The following is an 18383-nucleotide window of genomic DNA, read 5'->3' as shown; positions in this document are numbered from 1 at the left end:
TTCTAAATCAAAACCTATGAAAAAATTCAACCGCACAACGCTTAGATTATTCTTACTTTTTTTAGTAACTTTATTTTTTAACAATTGTCAAAATGAAGAATATGAAAAAATAGACAAACCAACGAGTTTATTACAAACAGTACCCATAGATGATGCTATTCAATTTTTGAAACAGCAAAAAAGTAGTTCTCTAACCTCTAAATCAGCCCAAGTAACCACTCTTGATTATGATTATAATCATGCTACACAAGAAGAAATTACAAATAGCACTCAATTACTTACCGTAATACCATTGCTTACCAATAATACACAAGAACATAGCAGAGTACTTATGGTAAAAATTCAAAATGAACTAAAAACCGTTGTATATAGTATGTATCCAGAAACAACTATGAATACAGCAAATTTTTCAGGTACAATTATGATCCGTACATTAGATGGTGAATTTATTAATGGTTACAGAGTAAAAAACGGAGAAAATATTTCTCAATTTTTCTCGACTGCTTTAACAAATAAAAGCTCTGGAGCAATAGATCTTAAGGAGGTAGTAATACAGAATAATTACCATGCACCAAATTACTACGTAAGCTTTATTACTATCTTTCAAATGGGCTCTTATTATTACAATAATATCTATACCCAATTGTATCGCAATACTTGGAATTATGGTGGTGGTGGTGGTTTAAATTACGGATATACTACTTCAGGTTTTTTTGACAGTTACCCATGTGATCAGTTAAAAAAAGCAGTTGATCCGGTTAATACAAACAATATGATGCCTAGTATAGAATGGTTAAAAACAAAAGTTAATGCTGCCCAAAATGATAAAGAATTTGGAGTAGAAGTAAAAATGAGAATGAATCCCGACGAAACCTACACCAATCTCTACACCCCTATAGAATCTCCATTTGAATTTAATGTAGCGCTTACAACTGGAGGAACTAATATTGGCGGCTGGCATTCACATCCTAAAAATGGTGTTCCCATGTTTTCATTTGCCGATGTTCGTTTTTTGGCACTTGCTTATTCTAATGCAAGTGAAATTAGAAAAGAAGCCGTTTTTCATGGTATTGTAACCAATGACAATGGCAGTGTAAATATTTATGTAATCAAAGTACGAGATGCTGCTGCCTTACAAGACAAAGTGGATAGAGTTTTTAACGCCTCTATCTATTCTGGAAAAACAGAAGAAGAAAAATATGATTTAATCCATAAAAAACAAGCTAAAGTATATAGCAACAATAAAGGATATTTAGAAAAAAGCTTTTTAGAACAATTTAATGATTACGGGATAGAACTTTATAAAATGAGCCAAACCACCATAGAAACAAAATGGAATAAACTAGAACTAAATACTAACAAAACTGCTGTAAACAGTATCCCTTGCAACTAAAACTAAAACTTATGAAAAAATATATCACCCTATTAATCTTTTTTGCCGTGCTTACAAATTGCAGAGCACAAATGCCAATATTCGACATAGAAGACCTTACTAACGTTTTAAAAGAAATACCTAATTCTTATCATAAAGACACCAAAAAACAACTCGAAGCCTATGAGGGCACCTATGTATACACCAATGGAACTACAGTGTTGAAAATTGTACTGCAAAAAAAGAAAGAATCCTATAATCGCATCTATTTTGAAGACCTGTTAATTGGCGAATACCAGTATATAGAAAATGGCGTAGAAATAGTCAATACATTAAATAAATTGAATACATACTATGAAGATCAAAGCGATCATAGTATCTCTTCAAATCACATTCTTACCGGAAAAGAGATGGGCTGTTCCGATTGTTCCTTAAATGAAAAAAGATTAAAAGGAGGATTAAAAGATTATAATTCGCATAGCGCAGCCGATATACAACTCAGGAGAGTGACTGTAAATGGAAAAGCCGCTATTGCCCTAAGTTTATACTGGATAGGTCCTGTTGCCCGTAAAGAAGGAGAAGTTCTAAAACAGCCTTTTATTGCTCCTGGCACTTATACCCTGATCAAACAATAATAATCTTCCTTATAAAACGACAACACAAGATGAAATTGTTGTCGTTTTTTTTTAAATCAGATTTGCTCAATGAAACAATATATCACCCTATTATGCTTTTTTACTGTGCTTACAATTTGCAGAGCACAATTGCCAATATACGATTTAGAAGATCTTGATAATATTATAAAAGAGATTCCTAATTCTTATCGTAAAGACACCAAAAAACAACTCGAAGCCTATGAGGGCACTTATGTGTACACCAACGGAACTACAGTATGGAAAATTGTACTGCAAAAAAAGAAAGAATCCTATAATCGCATCTATTTTGAAGACCTGTTAATTGGCGAATACCAGTATATAGAAAATGGTGTAGAAAAGGTCAATACACTAAACAAATTGAATACGTACTATGAAGATCAAAGGGATCATAGTATCAATTCAAATCACATTCTTACCGGAAAAGAAATGGGCTGTTCAGATTGTTCCCTGAATGAGAAAAGACTAAAAGGAGGATTAATAGATCCGAATTATGATAGCACTTTTGCCGATATACAAATTAGGAGAGTGACTGTAAACGGCAAAGCTGCTATCGCTCTAAGTTTATACTGGATGGGTCCTGTTGCCCGTAAAGAGGGAGAAGTTCTAAAACAACCTTTTATTGCTCCTGGCACTTATACCCTAATTAAGCAATAATAATGTCCTTATAAAACGACAACAAAAGATGGAACTGTTGTCGTTTTTTTTTAAAAATCAGATTTGCTCAATGAAACAATATATCACCCTATTATTCTTTTTTGTCCTGCTTACAAATTGCAGAGCACAATTGCCTATATACGATTTAGAAGATCTTGATAATATTATAAAAAAGACACCAAATTCTTATCGTAAAGACACCAAAAAACAACTCGAAGCCTATGAAGGCACCTATGTGTACACCAACGGAACTAAGGTATGGAAAATCGTACTGCAAAAAAAGAAAGAATCCTATAATCGCATCTATTTTGAAGACCTGTTAATTGGCGAATACCAGTATATAGAAAATGGTGTAGAAAAGGTCAATACACTAAACAAATTAAACACGTACTATGAAGATCAAAGGGATCATAGTATCAATTCAAATCACATTCTTACCGGAAAAGAAATGGGCTGTTCGGATTGTTCCCTGAATGAGAAAAGACTAAAAGGAGGATTAAAAGATTATAATTCTCATAGCGCAGCAGATATACAACTCAGGAGAGTGACTGTAAATGGCAAAGCTGCTATTGCACTAAGTTTATACTGGATAGGTCCTGTTGCCCGTAAAGAAGGAGAAGTTCTAAAACAACCTTTCATTGCCCCTGGCACTTATATCCTGATCAAACAATAATAATCTTCCTTATAAAACGACAACAAAAGATGGAACTGTTGTCGTTTTTTAATTGGATTTATTCTATTAAAAAACATCATCTCCGCTCTCCGAAGTCTTCTCATAAAAAAGCTATACAATTCTAAAAGCATTCAGGATTACGTACCCCATGATTACGTTGTTCAGAAGGCTTGGAGGAATGAAATCAAGCACAAAACCTACTGATCCTGACCATAACCCAGGATTTCAACCTCGAGAAACGAATCATGGTAAGCGGTATTCTGGCAATTTGTCGCGCTCCAATTACTAAAACCATTGAAAACCCAGTAGAATATCTAATTTTAAACATTTATGTAACTCTTTCCTATTCTATTTATTATCCGTAATTACTAACTACATTAGAATAAATACAACTTAATCCATTTGGTTATATTTTTTAAATAGGCGTTTTTTGTAAATCAATAGAAAATTATTAAATGAAAAAAATAGCCCTCTTTATTATTTTAATTCTTTCTGCATTCTCTTTTGCACAGAAAAAATCAGCCCCTAACGAAAAAACGGAAAAATTAACGCTATACAAAACTCATGCACACGCATCTTACTACAACGATAAATTCAACGGAAAAAGAACGGCGAGCGGCAGAAAATTCAATAACAGTAAATTTACCGCAGCACATAAAAAGTTTCCCTTTGGAACAAAACTAAAAATCACAAATGAAAAAAATAACAAATCAGTCATTGTAGAAGTTATCGACAGAGGACCTTATAGTAAGAGGAGAGAAATTGATCTTACAAAAAAAGCTTTTATAAAAATTGCTTCAAACAAAGGAAGCGGCTCACTTAAAGTTAAAATTGAAGTTTTAACGAATTAAAAAAGAGCTTTCTATCAGGAGGACTTATTCATAATTGCACTCCTATTTATGTCAATCAGGAAAGTTAATAAAGAAATTTAAATACAATGAATTAAATCTTTTTATAGGCACTTCTTAAAACTTAAATTACATATCCATCCTTATTCTACCAAAATAAAAGATAAAACAGAATAAAATTCCGTCATCATTTTAACATATATCACAAATTAAATTCTTTGAAACACTTACCGTACCTCGATTAACCGAAGTTTCTTAAATGTTAACAAAATAGATTTTCAAAAACCATAAATAATTGTATTTTTACGGTTCAAAATTTAGAAAATAAATGGGCAAAATCATTGCTATTGCTAATCAAAAAGGAGGCGTTGGAAAGACTACTACATCAGTAAACCTTGCTGCCTCATTAGGTGTTTTAGAGAAAAAAGTATTATTGATCGACGCTGATCCTCAGGCCAATGCTACATCTGGTCTTGGAATTGACGTAGAATCAGTTGAAGTTGGAACTTATCAAATTCTTGAACATACTGTAACACCAAAAGAAGCCATTCTAAAATGTACAGCTCCAAATGTTGACGTGATCCCTGCTCACATTGACCTTGTTGCGATCGAAATTGAATTGGTTGACAAAGAAAACCGTGAGTATATGCTTAAAAAAGCATTAGAAGAAGCAAAAGAAGAATATGATTTTATCATTATCGACTGTGCCCCTTCTTTAGGTTTATTAACCTTAAATGCTTTGACGGCTGCAGATTCAGTAGTTATCCCTATTCAATGTGAGTATTTTGCACTTGAAGGATTAGGAAAATTACTGAACACTATAAAAAGTATTCAAAAAATCCATAACCCCGATCTTGATATCGAAGGATTATTACTTACCATGTATGATTCAAGATTACGTTTATCAAATCAGGTTGTAGAAGAGGTTCAAAAACACTTTAATGATATGGTTTTTGAAACCGTTATTCAGCGTAATGTAAAATTAAGTGAAGCACCTAGTTTTGGGGAAAGCATCATTAACTATGACGCTACAAGCAAAGGAGCGGTTAATTACATTAATTTAGCTCAGGAAATTATAAAGAAAAACAGCAAATAGTTTTTATGACAAAAGCAATTAAAAAACAAGCCTTAGGAAGAGGATTATCAGCATTACTAAAAGATCCGGAAAACGACATTACATCAGTAGAAGACAAAAATGCTGATAAAGTTGTTGGAAATATTATTGAGCTTGAAATAAGTGCTATCGAAATAAATCCATTTCAGCCAAGAAGCAATTTTAACGAAGAGTCATTACGCGAATTAGCCACTTCTATTAAAGAACTTGGTGTGATTCAGCCTATCACTGTTCGAAAATTAGACTTCAACAAATATCAGTTAATCTCTGGAGAGCGTCGTTTACGAGCTTCAACTTTAGTTGGCCTAACTCACGTTCCTGCATATATACGTATTGCTAATGACAATGAGTCTTTAGTAATGGCTTTGGTTGAAAATATTCAGCGTCATGACTTAGACCCAATCGAGATTGCACTTTCTTACCAGCGTTTAATTGATGAAATCCAATTAACACAAGAGCAAATGAGTGAGCGCGTTGGAAAAAAACGTTCTACAATTGCTAACTACTTACGTTTATTAAAACTTGACCCGATTATTCAAACAGGTATTCGTGACGGTTTTATCAGTATGGGCCACGGAAGAGCAATCATTAATATCGAAGATCTGGATGTACAGACAGATATTTACCAAAAGATTGTAAGTCAAAACCTTTCTGTTAGAGAAACTGAAGCTTTAGTTAAAAATTACCACGAAGGACAGCAGCCAAAAGCGGAAGGAAAACCTAAAGCAGATTCTTCTTTTACTGTCAGAGAAACACAAAAGAATACTTTTAACGATTATTTTGGTTCAAAAGTTGATATAAAAGTCGCCGGTAACGGAAAAGGAAAAATTACAATTCCTTTTAGTTCTGAAGCCGACTTTAACAGAATTATAAAATTAATAAACGGATAGTGAATAAGATTGTCCCCATAAGTTTATTGTTCTTTCTAATAGGAACCGTTTCTCTTTTTGCCCAGACAAAAGAAGAAACGGTTTTGGTCGCTAAAGACACTACCAAGTTAGAAGAAATAGACCCACTGACACCAGCAAAAGCAGCATTTTACTCTGCAATTCTACCAGGATTAGGTCAGGCATACAACAAGAAATACTGGAAAATTCCAATTGTATACGGTGCCATTGGTACCAGTTTATATTTTTACATAGACAACAATAAAAAATACCACGATTATCGCGACGAATACAAACGAAGGCTTGAAGGTTATGGTCCCGGAACTGGCGGAAACTACGACTATCTAGACAATGACAGACTTGTTGCAGGACAAAAATTTTATCAGCGAAACAGAGATTTATCTGCTTTGTTTGTTGTCGGTTTTTATGTCTTAAATATCATCGATGCCAATGTAGATGCAGCACTGATTCAATTCAACGTAAACGAAAGGTTATCATTACGTCCGGAAATTTATCCTGCTGATGTAACTTTTAAACCAAACGTTGGACTAACTTTTAATTATCGTTTTTAAATAGTTTCCTTCTATTTAAAATTAACAAACACTTACAAAATGAAAATTGCGCTTTTAGGATACGGAAAAATGGGTAAAGTAATCGAAAGAATTGCTTTGGAAAGAGGTCATGAAATTGTTTTAAAGAAAGACGAATTCAACACATACGACGGACTTTCAACCGCAGATGTCGCAATCGACTTCAGTATTCCAACTGCAGCCGTTGCCAACATATCAAATAGTTTTAATGCAAATGTTCCCGTTGTTTCAGGAACCACAGGATGGTTAGAGCATTATGATGAAATGGTAAAACTTTGTAATGAAAAACAAGGTGCATTTATTTCGAGCTCTAATTTTAGCTTAGGCGTAAATATTTTCTTCGAACTGAATGAGTATCTGGCTAAAATAATGGCACAATTTGATTCTTATAAAGTAACGATGGAAGAAATTCATCATACTCAGAAACTTGATGCGCCAAGCGGAACAGCAATTTCATTAGCAAAAGGTGTTATCGAAAACAGCAATTACAACAATTGGACCTTAGAAGAGGCGGCAAAAAATGAAATTCACATTGAAGCAAAAAGAATTGGTGATGTTCCGGGAACTCATACCGTGACTTATGACTCAGTTGTTGACAGCATCGAATTAAAACACACCGCTCACAACCGCGAAGGTTTTGCTTTGGGAGCCGTTATTGCCGCTGAATGGATTGTTGGAAAAACAGGAATTTTCAGCATGAAAGATGTTCTAAATTTAAAATAAACTGATAAAGTCTAAGATCAATTAAAATCTTAAACCTAAAACTATAAACAAAATATTATGACACTATATCTTTGGTTCGTATTTTTCTTAGCCGTACAGATTATTCATTTTGTAGGAACCTGGAAACTATATCAGGCAGCAGGAAGAAAAAGTTGGGAAGCTGCAATTCCGGTGTATAACGCTATCGTTTTAATGAAAATCATCAGCAGACCAACCTGGTGGACTTTACTCCTTTTTATACCAATCATTAACTTAATTATGTTTCCGGTAATTTGGGTAGAAACATTAAGAACGTTTGGTAAAAAAACAACCTTAGACACTATTCTGGGAATTTTTACTTTTGGATTTTACATCTACTATGTAAACTATACTCAGAAATTAGAATACAACGCCAATAGAACACTTACTCCGGAAAACAAAACGGCAGACACCATAAGCTCCCTTCTTTTTGCTGTTATAGTAGCAACTTTAGTACATACTTATGTTGTTCAGCCTTATACAATTCCATCTTCGTCATTAGAAAAATCATTGCTAATAGGAGATTTCCTTTTTGTAAGCAAACTAAACTATGGACCAAGAGTTCCTATGACCACTGTTGCTCTGCCAATGGTTCATGACACTATTCCATTTGCAAAAGTAAAATCGTATTTGAGCTGGCCTCAATTACCTTACCTTAGACTTCCTTCTTTTGAAAAAATAAAAAACAATGATATTGTAGTATTCAACTGGCCAAGAGATACAGCATATAATATGTATATTCCTGCCGATAAATTTTACTACAAACCGATTGACAAAAAAACCAATTACGTAAAACGTTGCGTTGGTATTCCGGGTGATTCATTACAAATTAAAAATGGTATTGTTTTTATAAACGGAAAAGAACTAATATTACCGGAAAGAGCTAAACCTCAATACTCTTATTCTGTTGGATACGATGGTAAAACGCCTATCGATTTTGAAGCACTATTAAAAGAATTAGACATCACAGACGGTGCTGGTTTTACTGGCAAAAACAGGGACACTCTTTACTTTAGAGCCTTAACCCAGGCGAGTGTTGACAGAATAAAAAACATACCAGGAATTACTGGCGTAAAAAGAGAAATTGTAAAAGGTCCGGAAGATGGTATTTTCCCGGATTATCAGGACGGAAAACCATCTACAACAAACAATTGGAGTTGTGACAATATGGGACCAATATACATTCCTCAGGCTGGAAAAACAGTTGCTTTAAACACTAAAGTATTACCGTTATACAAAGAAATCATCTCCAATTATGAAGGAAATAAATTAGAAGTAAAAGGTTCTGAAATTTTAATTAACGGAAAACCTGCTACAACTTATACATTCAAACAAAATTACTACTGGATGATGGGAGACAACCGTCATAATTCTCTTGACGCCCGTTACTTTGGTTATACTCCGGAAGATCACATTGTTGGAAAACCTGTTTTCATCTGGATGAGTTGGGATACTAATGGTAAAGGAATTAATAAAATCAGATGGAGCAGAGTCTTTACCACAGTAGATGGTGAAGGTCAGCCGCAATCCTACTTTAAATATTTCTTAATTGTTCTGGCTCTATATTTTGTCGGAGATTTTTTCTGGAGAAAAAGAAAAGAAAATAAAGCATAAAAAATAATACGTTATTTTTGTTTCAGGTTTCAGGTTTCAAGTTAACGTAATAAACGTGAAACCTGAAACCTGAAACTTTTTAACTTGAAACAAGAAAACAAAATGAATTCTATACTACTTCCTACTTATTTCCCTTCAATCAGTCACTTTGCTGTAATGGCTCAATCTGAGACTATTACTTTTGAGATGGAAGATAATTTTCAGAAGCAGACCAACAGGAACCGTACTTATATTTATAGCCCTAATGGAATTCAGCTATTAAACATTCCAATAAAGCATTCAAAATCGGTGCATCAAAAAACGAAAGACGTTTTAATAGAAAACGATTTTGACTGGCAAAAACAACATTTCAAATCCCTTGAAGCCGCTTACAGAAGCTCTCCTTTCTTTGAATTTTTTGAAGATGACATTGCTCCTGTTTTCGAAAAAAAACACACGTATTTAATGGATTTAAATCTGGAAGTTTTTGATCTTGTATCAAAATGTCTTCGAATGAAATTAGAGTTCGGAAAAACTACTGAGTATTTTCACGAACTGGAAAATATTTCTGACTTTAGATATTTAGCAAACGGAAAAAAAGATCCAAATACTTTTGAAAAATATACACAGGTTTTTGATGACAAACATGGCTTCATCAACAATTTAAGCGTTCTTGACCTAATGTTTAATGAAGGTAAATTTGCAGTAGATTATTTGAAAACACAGAAATTAACAGGACTTTAATTTTATTAAAATTTTTAGAATTTGGATTTCTAAAAATTGCTTTTTCTACAACTTTATTCCATTGAAAGTCTTGTCATTATTGGGTAATGATCTGAGTTTTCAAAATCAGGAAAGCTTTCAAATTGCTTTACTTTCATTGTATTGTCAGTAAAGATATAATCTATTCGCGCCGGATAATATTTAAACTTATAAGTAGCACCGAATCCTTCTCCGGCTTCTTCAAAAGCATCCTTAAGTTTTCCTTTTATATTTCGGTAAACATACGAAAAGGGACTATTATTCATGTCTCCACAAATAATAATTGGATTTTTACATTGCTTGATATTATCTCTGAATATCTCAGCCTGTTCCTGCTGCTGCCTAAACCCTTTACTAATTCTGGAATAAATAAGCTGTGATTTTTTCTTATTTACATTATCAATATCATTCGAAATCTCATTTACATCCGGCGAGATCTTTATAGACTGCAGGTGCATATTATAAACACGTATAATATCTTTACCACGCTTTATATCAGCATAAATAACATTGTTATCAGAATTAGGAAAGATTATATTCCCTTCGTATAAAATAGGAAACTTAGAAAAAATAGCCTGCCCGGTTTTGATTTTGTTTCCATCGATAAAAATATAACGATGCGGATACACTTTTAAATCCAGATGTGCTGAATTTGAATATTCCTGAATACATAAAATATCAGGATCTTTCTCGTCTATAAACGCCTTAATCATCTCCGGAATATCATCGCGATCCAGCCATTTAAAAACATTAAAAAGACGAACATTATAACTCATTACAGAGAAATCTTTTTCGTCTTTTACATAGTCTTTTGCCGAAAACTTATAAAATTTACTAATAAATGTAATACCTGTCAGCAAAACCAAACCAGACAAAATAAGTCTTTTTTTAAACTGAATTGCCCAGTAAACAAAGAAGAACCCGTTTAACACAAAAAAGGCCGGCATAAACAACGTAAGCACCGATAAAAGCGGAAAGCTCTTAGGTGCTAAAAAAGGTAAAACATAGACACTAAATGTAAGCACAGTTAGCACTATGTTTAGAAAAAACATTATTTTATTAAACCACGAAAGGTTTTTCATATTATTTGCTAAAAGGATTATTTCCCAGCTTTAAATAAAAACTCTTTTTCTTCTTTTGTGAGACAATCATAACCAGACTGGCTAATCTTATCTAAAATTTCATCAATTTGTTGTTGCGTTTTGTCTTTTGTTACAATTCTTGATGTTACTTTTTCTGTAGGTTTTTTGTAATTTTTATGAACTTTTGTAAATGGGGTCGTTGGGGATTTTCTAAAAAGATTAGTAAAAAAGTCTAATACTTTTGAAACAATGATACTCAAATCTGTACCATTTTGAAGCAATTTTATAAATATAAAGCCAAAAACTGCTCCGGCTAAATGCGAGATATGACCTCCCATATTACCTAAACGAAACTGCATTAAATCTAAAATTAAAATTACAGCTGTTATATGCCACAATTTTACATTACCAAAAAACATAAGGCGCACACCCATAAGCGGCTGGTAAGTGGTTACAGCAACTAAAATTGCCATAATTGCGGCTGATGCTCCAACTATTGGAGCTGATATATTTAAAATATAAAAACTCAAAGCAAATGCAATTCCGGAAAAAACAGCTCCCAGAATATATAGTCCTAAATACTGCTTTTGAGTAAAAAAAGTCAGAAACAAATTGCTTGCAAAATTTAGTACCATCATATTAAACAACAGATGCCAAAAATCAAAATGAAAGAAAGCATAAGTTAAAAACGTCCATGGCTTAAATAAAAAAACCTGAGGATCTGAGGACAATGCCAGCCAACTCGGATAAGCAAAACCGCCACCAGAATATTGATAGAAAAAAACTAAAGAAATCAAGAAACAAGCGACATTCCAATAAATAACACGCATTGCTATACCTCCCAATCTATATTGCAATTTTAAATCGTCAAGAATATTCATAAAGTCTTCTTTTGGTCTTTAAAGTTAATTAATTAAAGTTAAAAATTAATTCCAACGATTGTTATTAAACTGATTTTTTTTCCAGTACCACATAATCATAAAGCCAAAAAACGCACCACCAATATGAGCGTAATGTGCAATTCCAGAATCTATTCCCATTAAAGAGTTTCCAAATATTCCAAAAAAACCATCAAATAAAAGCATGTATACTGGCACAAAATACTTCGCTTTTATCGGAATTGGTATAAACATAATTCCAAGTTCTGCATTTGGAAACATAAAAGTAAATGCAATAAGCAATCCATAAATAGCTCCAGATGCTCCTACAACTGTTCCTAAATAAGCCTCTGTAAAGTGCTTAAACTCTGAAACTGTTAGGATTTGTTGCCATCTTGTATCGATTTTACCTTCGTTTAACAAACTCAAAATATCAGGTTTATGAAAACCATTTGCGAGTAAAATGTTTAAACTATCCTGATAGAAATAATAATTCACAGCAAAATTTACCAATGCCGCACCAAGTCCACAAGAAATATAGAAAAACAAAAATTTCTTCCCTCCCCAAAAATGCTCTAAGGTCGAGCCAAAAGAATATAATGCAAACATATTAAATGCAATATGAGCAAATCCTCCATGCATAAACATATGAGTTATTGGCTGCCAAATCTTAAACCCGGGATTTTCAGGAAAAAAAAGCGCTAAATATTCATAAGAAACAGGCACTAACTGAGCACCAATAAAAAATATAATATTAATTACAAGCAGTTGTTTTACAACAGGAGTTATATTCATCATAAGGCAAACTTTTTATCTATATCTTCAACACGCATCGTGATAAAAGTAGGTTTCTGAAAAGGTGATATATTGGGATCTTTACAACCAAACAAACCGTTTACTAAATTATCTTGTTCTTTTTCGGTCAAATAAGATCCGGTTTTAACCGCCAAACTTTTTGCCATCGATTTGGCTATCGTATCATTCTGACTATAACTATTGGCTGGAATTCCGTCCTGGAGGTCGCTTAATAATTGCTCAATTACCATAGAAACCTCACTCTCTGTAATATTTACAGGAATTCCCGAAATTACAACATGATCTGTTTTTGCCTCATCAAAAACAAATCCGGTAGTTTCCAATGAAGGTTTTAATTCCTCAATCAATTCCATTTCTGATGCCGAATAAAATAAATCCAATGGAAAAAGCAACTGTTGACTAGAGGCTTGATTTACCGTCATATTTAAAAGGAACTGTTCATACAAAATACGCTGATGCGCACGTTGCTGATCTACAATCACCATTCCGGATTTAATAGGCGAAACGATGTATTTTTTATGAATCTGATATGTTTTCTGACTTGCCTGCTCTACCTCATCATCATTAAACAAAGAAGAAGTTACTTCTTCATTTTCAAATGTAAATGGCGAACTCTCAATACTCTCAGTACTTTCTACATCCAGACCAACATACAAACTTTCCCAGCTTGCAGTAGGCTCTACTCGCTTAGAATAACCTGAATAAGACGACCCAGATGATGATGATCCTGATCCTGAACTATATGTTGACCCTGATCCTGAGCTATATCCCGAACCCGATTTTGTATAATGCTGATTTGTTTTATCGTCTGTAAACGGATTAAAACTTCCATCAACCTGAATGGTTGGCGTTTCAGCCTCTAAATCTTTATAATGATATGGCGTGTCTAAATTTGCATCTCTGTCAAAATCCAAAACCGGAGCCACATTAAATTGCCCTAAACTATGCTTTATTGAGGCTCTTAAAATAGCATATAATGCTTGCTCATCATCAAACTTAATTTCTGTTTTTGTTGGATGAATATTGATATCAATTGTATTAGGCGGAACCTGCAAAAATAAAAAATAACTAGGCTGCGAACCATCTTTCAAAAGTCCGTCATAAGCCGCCATGACTGCATGATGCAAATACCCGCTTTTGATAAAACGATCGTTTACAAAAAAGAACTGTTCTCCCCTGTTTTTCTTCGCAAATTCAGGTTTACAAACAAAACCCTGAACATTTATAATTTCTGTATCTTCTGTAACCGGAACTAACTTTTCATTGGTTTTACCAGACATAATCCCAACAATTCGCTGGCGATATCCTGCGGCAGGCAAATTATACAATTCGCTTCCGTTATGGTAAAAACTAAAATGAATGTTTGGATGTGCCAGAGCTACACGCTGAAATTCATCCATTACATGACGAAATTCAACCGTATCTGACTTTAAGAAATTACGACGTGCCGGAATATTAAAAAATAAGTTTTTAACAGCAAATGAGGTTCCTTTTGGCAAAACCGCCACTTCCTGCGAGATAAATTTACTTCCCTCAATAACAATATGTGTTCCCAGTTCATCCTGATCTTGTTTTGTTTTCATTTCCATATGCGCAATCGCAGCAATAGAAGCCAAAGCTTCACCACGAAACCCTTTAGTATGAAGTGAAAACAAATCCTCTGCCTGGCGAATTTTTGAAGTAGCGTGACGCTCAAAACATAAACGAGCATCAGTAACCGTCATTCCCTGACCATTATCAATAACCTGAACCAAAGATTTGCCGGCATCTTTTATAATTAACTTGATATCAGTTGCCTTTGCATCAACAGCATTTTCTAACAGTTCTTTTACGACTGAAGCGGGCCTTTGAACCACTTCTCCAGCAGCAATCTGGTTAGCAACGTGATCAGGAAGTAATTGAATAATACTCGACATTTAAGTAAAAATAGTTTTAAAGTTTACGGTTTAGAATAAAAACCAAGAAGCACAAATTTAGTGAATTTTGCTTGGCTTTTGAGATATGGAATATCATAAAAAAAACAAAAACTACAATAGTCTAAAAAACAGAAAGATTGCACATTACCTCAAGACAAATTACTTCATTTTTGCAATTTCATCTAGTGAATAAATCTTATATTTTATACCCATTCGCTCTGCATTTTCTTCTACAGTCGTAGTAAAACCGGCTTTCTTTCTAAGTTCATTAACTTTTTCGGGATTTTTTATAGGAGAAACATAACTAAAAAATTCATTCTTACCGGTTTCTTTATTCAACACATATTTTCCCTGTCCCTGCGTTCCATAAATTTGTTCTTTTCCCTGCTGGGTCAGACAACGATCCTGCATCATAGCAAAATTAGTAAAAGGTATTTCACCTCTTTTAGCTTCCTTTTCAATCAAAGGCAAATATTTAGCAATTTTAGAAGTATGCTGAATAACATACCACGCAGCTATATTTGTAGGTTCTCCTACTAAACTTTTTCCCGGATAACCATAACTCGCAATTATCTTTTCTACTTTTATTAAATTAATAGAATCTTGTGTATTTATAGTCAACCAGATTCTATTTCTGAAAGTGGCATCGTTTTCACGTCCTATCTCTTTTAAGATTTCTTTTTTCCTAACCTCAGTTGTTTCAGAATCTATATATTCTCTCAGAATCTGATCAGATTTCATAATCGAATCTAATGCTGCTTTTAGACCTTGATTAATCTTAGACTGAGCATTAAGTATACTAAAACATGAAATAAGAAAAATAAATAGTACTAGTTTTTTCATAAGAATTTCGTTTTGAATCATCTCAAATGTAATACAAATCTTAAACATCTCATTCTTAGTAAAATCACAAAAAAAGCATAAAAAAAAGCCTATATCTTTTTAAAGACATAGGCTTTAGTATTCTAAAACTGAGTTTTATTCGTTTTCTATTTTTCGAGGTGTATCTTCGATTTGAAGCGCACCGGAAGATAATAATGGCTGATTAAACGGATGTGACATTGAAGCCTGTTGGCGAATATATGCCATTTTAATTGCCGCAATTGCCGCCTCAGTCCCTTTATTTCCGTGAATTCCTCCACTTCTATCAATAGACTGTTGCATGTTATTATCTGTTAAAACACAAAAGATAACCGGAATATCTGTTTGAACATTCAAATCTTTAATTCCTTGCGTTACACCTTCACAAACAAAATCAAAATGTTTTGTTTCTCCCTGAATAACACAGCCAATTACAATAACAGCATCAACATTCTGCGTTTGCAGCATTTTTTTTGCGCCATAAATCAACTCAAAACTCCCCGGAACATTCCAGCGAATGATTTGTTGTGCAGGAACATTACAATCAACTAAGGCATCAAAAGCTCCGTTATAAAGTCCTTCTGTTATCGTTTCGTTCCACTCAGAAACAACAATCCCAAATCGAAAGTCTTTCGCATTTGGGATTGTGTTTTTATCGTATTCTGATAAATTTTTATTTTCAGTAGCCATTCTGTACTATTTTAGATTTTTGATTTTAGAATTTAAATTCTTAACTACAAATCTACAATCTTAAATCTAAAGTCTAAAATTTTTATTGAGCTAATCCAATCAAAGCATCAACAGAAGCAGCTTCCGGAGTTCCGTCGAAGTTATCTTTAATATCTGTTAAATACTTCAAAGCATCTTCTTTTTGACCTAATGCAAGAGCCGTTTTACCAGCTTTCAATAAGAAACGTGGCGTTGTAAAGTCATTTTTGTTAGACTCAGCTGCTTTTACATAATACTCTAAAGCTTCTTTTTGTTGATTTTTTTGAGAGTAAGCATCTCCAATTGCACCTTTTGACAAAGCACTTAAAATCATATCCTCAGATTTGAAGTTCCCCAGGTATTTAATTGCATCATCAAATTTACCTGTATTCAAATATGCCATACCAGCATAGTAATTTGCTAAATTTCCAGCATCTGTTCCAGAATACTCGTCAGCAATTTTTATGAATCCGAATTTCCCTTCAGAACCATTCAAAGCCAATTTATACAATGAATCACTTGCTACACCATCAACTGCTTTTTGAAAGTTTTGCTGAGCAACAAACATTTCATTTGCAGCTTCATCTTGTTTAGGAGTTTCAATAAATTTTTGGTAAGCCAAATAACCAATAGTAGCAACTGCAATACCAGCAACTAAACCAATAATGATTTTTTGATTTTTAGCAACCCAATCCTCAGTTCTTGAAGCAGTTTCATCTAATTTCGAAAAAACCTCAGCAGTTCTGCTGTCTTTTTCGTCAATAATTACCTGTTGTTCTTCAGTTACCTCTTTTACTTCCTTCTCTTTCGGTGCTTTATATCCTCTTTTATTGTAAGTAGCCATTTAAAATTAATTTAGTGAACGGCAAAAATAAAATTTTTATTGAAACTGAGGTAAAAAAAATCAATTTTATCACTATTTTAAAACAAATATTTTTAAGAATGCTAACTCCTTTCACATCAGCATCAAAATAAATCAACTTGAAACGCGCCAAAACCCTTTTATATCGATAAAATTAGATAATTTTACATTCTTAATTTTACTGTTTCAAAACAGTAATTTTCTCTTAGAGTTTCTTAAAAAATGCATTTAAACAAAATTTCTTTATTCAATTATAAAAATTTCGCCGAAGCCAATTTTGATTTCGATATCAAGATCAATTGTTTTGTGGGGAAAAATGGCATTGGAAAAACCAATGTACTTGATGCCATTTATCATTTGGCGTATGGAAAAAGCTATTTTAATCCGCTTGCCGTTCAGAATATAAAGCACGGAGAAGAGTTTTTTGTAATTGATGCTGAGTTAGAAAAAAATGAAAGAACAGAGCAGATTGTTTGCAGTTTAAAAAAAGGACAAAAAAAAGTTCTAAAAAGAAATGGCAAAGCCTACGATAAATTTTCAGATCATATTGGTTTTATTCCGCTTGTAATTATTTCGCCGGCTGATCGTGATTTAATTGTTGAAGGAAGTGAAACACGCCGGAAATTTATGGATAGTGTTATTTCACAATTAGATTCAACCTATCTGCATCAACTTATACAATATCAAAAAGTGATTGTACAGCGAAATGCCCTTTTGAAGTACTTTGCACTCAATCATACTTTTGACAATGATACCTTATCTATATATAATGAGCAACTGAATGAATACGGTAAATCGATCTTTGAAAAACGAAAAGATTTTCTGCAACAATTTATCCCGATATTCAATACACATCACCATGCAATAACGGGATCTGAAGAAAAAGTACAATTGGTTTATGAAAGCCATCTGTTCGAAAAAGATCTTTTAACACTTCTACAGGAAAGCATTAATAAAGACAGGGCCTTGCATTATACAAGTTCGGGAATTCATAAAGACGATCTTTCTTTTGAAATTGACTCTCACCCTATTAAGAAATTTGGTTCGCAAGGACAGCAAAAATCTTTTTTGATCGCTTTAAAACTGGCTCAGTTTGAATTTTTAAAAAAACAAAGTGGTGTAAAACCTATCTTATTATTTGATGATATTTTTGACAAACTGGACGAAACCCGTGTTGCCAAAATTGTAGAAATGGTAAACAGTGAAACTTTTGGACAGCTTTTTATTTCAGATACACATCCGGAACGTACTGAAGCAATTGTAAAATCAACACACCAGAGTTATAAAATATTCAATCTATAAAATTTTCTTTGTCAGGAATTCCGTCAATTGATTGGAGTAACTTTCATTGAAAATTTAGAAAGACTAAA

General features: G+C 33.2%; 19 protein-coding genes. 12 read left to right on the top strand and 7 right to left on the bottom strand.

The window, feature by feature from the left end; genetic code table 11:
* Positions 1-16: 16 nt before the first annotated feature.
* The 11 genes from OLM51_RS06645 to OLM51_RS06595 all read left to right on the top strand — a co-directional run bounded on the left by OLM51_RS06645 (position 17) and on the right by OLM51_RS06595 (position 9872).
* Positions 17-1393 (top strand): hypothetical protein, encoded by a 1377-nt coding sequence (locus OLM51_RS06645; protein WP_264553564.1) that lies wholly within the window; start codon positions 17-19, stop codon positions 1391-1393.
* Between the two features lie 71 nt (positions 1394-1464).
* Positions 1465-2007 (top strand): DUF6705 family protein, encoded by a 543-nt coding sequence (locus OLM51_RS06640; protein ID WP_264553563.1) that lies wholly within the window; start codon positions 1465-1467, stop codon positions 2005-2007.
* Positions 2008-2076: 69 nt separating this feature from the next.
* Positions 2077-2682, top strand: coding sequence for a DUF6705 family protein (locus tag OLM51_RS06635; RefSeq protein WP_264553562.1), 606 nt, complete (start codon positions 2077-2079; stop codon positions 2680-2682).
* A 70-nt stretch (positions 2683-2752) separates the two neighbouring features.
* Positions 2753-3355 (top strand): DUF6705 family protein, encoded by a 603-nt coding sequence (locus OLM51_RS06630; protein ID WP_264553561.1) that lies wholly within the window; start codon positions 2753-2755, stop codon positions 3353-3355.
* A 455-nt stretch (positions 3356-3810) separates the two neighbouring features.
* Entirely contained in the window at positions 3811-4206 is a 396-nt protein-coding gene (locus OLM51_RS06625) for a septal ring lytic transglycosylase RlpA family protein (protein WP_264553560.1), read from the top strand.
* A gap of 325 nt (positions 4207-4531) precedes the next feature.
* Positions 4532-5299, top strand: a complete 768-nt coding sequence (locus OLM51_RS06620) for a ParA family protein (RefSeq protein ID WP_133525366.1) — start codon at positions 4532-4534, stop codon at positions 5297-5299.
* 5 nt (positions 5300-5304) lie between these two features.
* The gene (locus tag OLM51_RS06615) at positions 5305-6207 is read left to right on the top strand and encodes a ParB/RepB/Spo0J family partition protein (RefSeq protein WP_264553559.1); all 903 of its coding nucleotides are present in this window, start codon (positions 5305-5307) and stop codon (positions 6205-6207) included.
* A complete protein-coding gene (locus OLM51_RS06610) occupies positions 6207-6776 on the top strand; it encodes a DUF5683 domain-containing protein (RefSeq protein WP_264553558.1) in 570 nt (189 codons plus the stop codon). The genes OLM51_RS06615 and OLM51_RS06610 overlap by 1 nt, the downstream gene beginning before the upstream one ends.
* 39 nt (positions 6777-6815) lie before the next feature.
* Positions 6816-7517, top strand: coding sequence for a 4-hydroxy-tetrahydrodipicolinate reductase (gene dapB, locus OLM51_RS06605; protein ID WP_264553557.1), 702 nt, complete (start codon positions 6816-6818; stop codon positions 7515-7517).
* A gap of 57 nt (positions 7518-7574) precedes the next feature.
* A complete protein-coding gene (lepB, locus tag OLM51_RS06600; RefSeq protein WP_264553556.1) occupies positions 7575-9149 on the top strand; it encodes a signal peptidase I in 1575 nt (524 codons plus the stop codon).
* 102 nt (positions 9150-9251) lie between these two features.
* Positions 9252-9872: a WbqC family protein gene (locus OLM51_RS06595; RefSeq protein WP_264553555.1), complete on the top strand. Its 621-nt coding sequence runs from the start codon at positions 9252-9254 to the stop codon at positions 9870-9872.
* A gap of 53 nt (positions 9873-9925) precedes the next feature.
* Here the strand turns inward: OLM51_RS06595 and OLM51_RS06590 are convergent, their stop codons facing one another.
* The 7 genes from OLM51_RS06590 to OLM51_RS06560 form a co-directional block, all read right to left on the bottom strand.
* A complete protein-coding gene (locus tag OLM51_RS06590) occupies positions 9926-10972 on the bottom strand; it encodes an endonuclease/exonuclease/phosphatase family protein (protein WP_264553554.1) in 1047 nt (348 codons plus the stop codon).
* A 17-nt stretch (positions 10973-10989) separates the two neighbouring features.
* Positions 10990-11853, bottom strand: a complete 864-nt coding sequence (locus OLM51_RS06585; protein ID WP_264553553.1) for a rhomboid family protein — start codon at positions 11851-11853, stop codon at positions 10990-10992.
* A gap of 45 nt (positions 11854-11898) precedes the next feature.
* Entirely contained in the window at positions 11899-12648 is a 750-nt protein-coding gene (locus OLM51_RS06580; RefSeq protein WP_264553552.1) for a rhomboid family intramembrane serine protease, read from the bottom strand.
* Complete coding sequence (gene mutL / locus OLM51_RS06575) at positions 12645-14582, bottom strand: DNA mismatch repair endonuclease MutL (protein ID WP_264553551.1); 1938 nt, start codon at positions 14580-14582, stop codon at positions 12645-12647. Before mutL ends, OLM51_RS06580 begins: the two co-directional genes overlap by 4 nt.
* Before the next feature lie 159 nt (positions 14583-14741).
* Positions 14742-15425: a DUF6624 domain-containing protein gene (locus tag OLM51_RS06570; RefSeq protein ID WP_264553550.1), complete on the bottom strand. Its 684-nt coding sequence runs from the start codon at positions 15423-15425 to the stop codon at positions 14742-14744.
* Between the two features lie 135 nt (positions 15426-15560).
* Positions 15561-16133 (bottom strand): 6,7-dimethyl-8-ribityllumazine synthase, encoded by a 573-nt coding sequence (gene ribH / locus OLM51_RS06565; RefSeq protein WP_264553549.1) that lies wholly within the window; start codon positions 16131-16133, stop codon positions 15561-15563.
* Positions 16134-16215: 82 nt separating this feature from the next.
* Positions 16216-16995 (bottom strand): tetratricopeptide repeat protein, encoded by a 780-nt coding sequence (locus OLM51_RS06560; protein ID WP_264553548.1) that lies wholly within the window; start codon positions 16993-16995, stop codon positions 16216-16218.
* Between the two features lie 240 nt (positions 16996-17235).
* On the opposite strand from OLM51_RS06560, the gene recF reads away from it, so the two are divergent.
* The gene (gene recF, locus OLM51_RS06555; RefSeq protein WP_264553547.1) at positions 17236-18315 is read left to right on the top strand and encodes a DNA replication/repair protein RecF; all 1080 of its coding nucleotides are present in this window, start codon (positions 17236-17238) and stop codon (positions 18313-18315) included.
* The last annotated feature ends 68 nt before the right edge of the window (positions 18316-18383 follow it).

Source organism: Flavobacterium sp. N2038 (assembly GCF_025947185.1).
Lineage (GTDB): Bacteria > Bacteroidota > Bacteroidia > Flavobacteriales > Flavobacteriaceae > Flavobacterium.
This window is presented reverse-complemented; position numbering and strand designations above follow the sequence as displayed.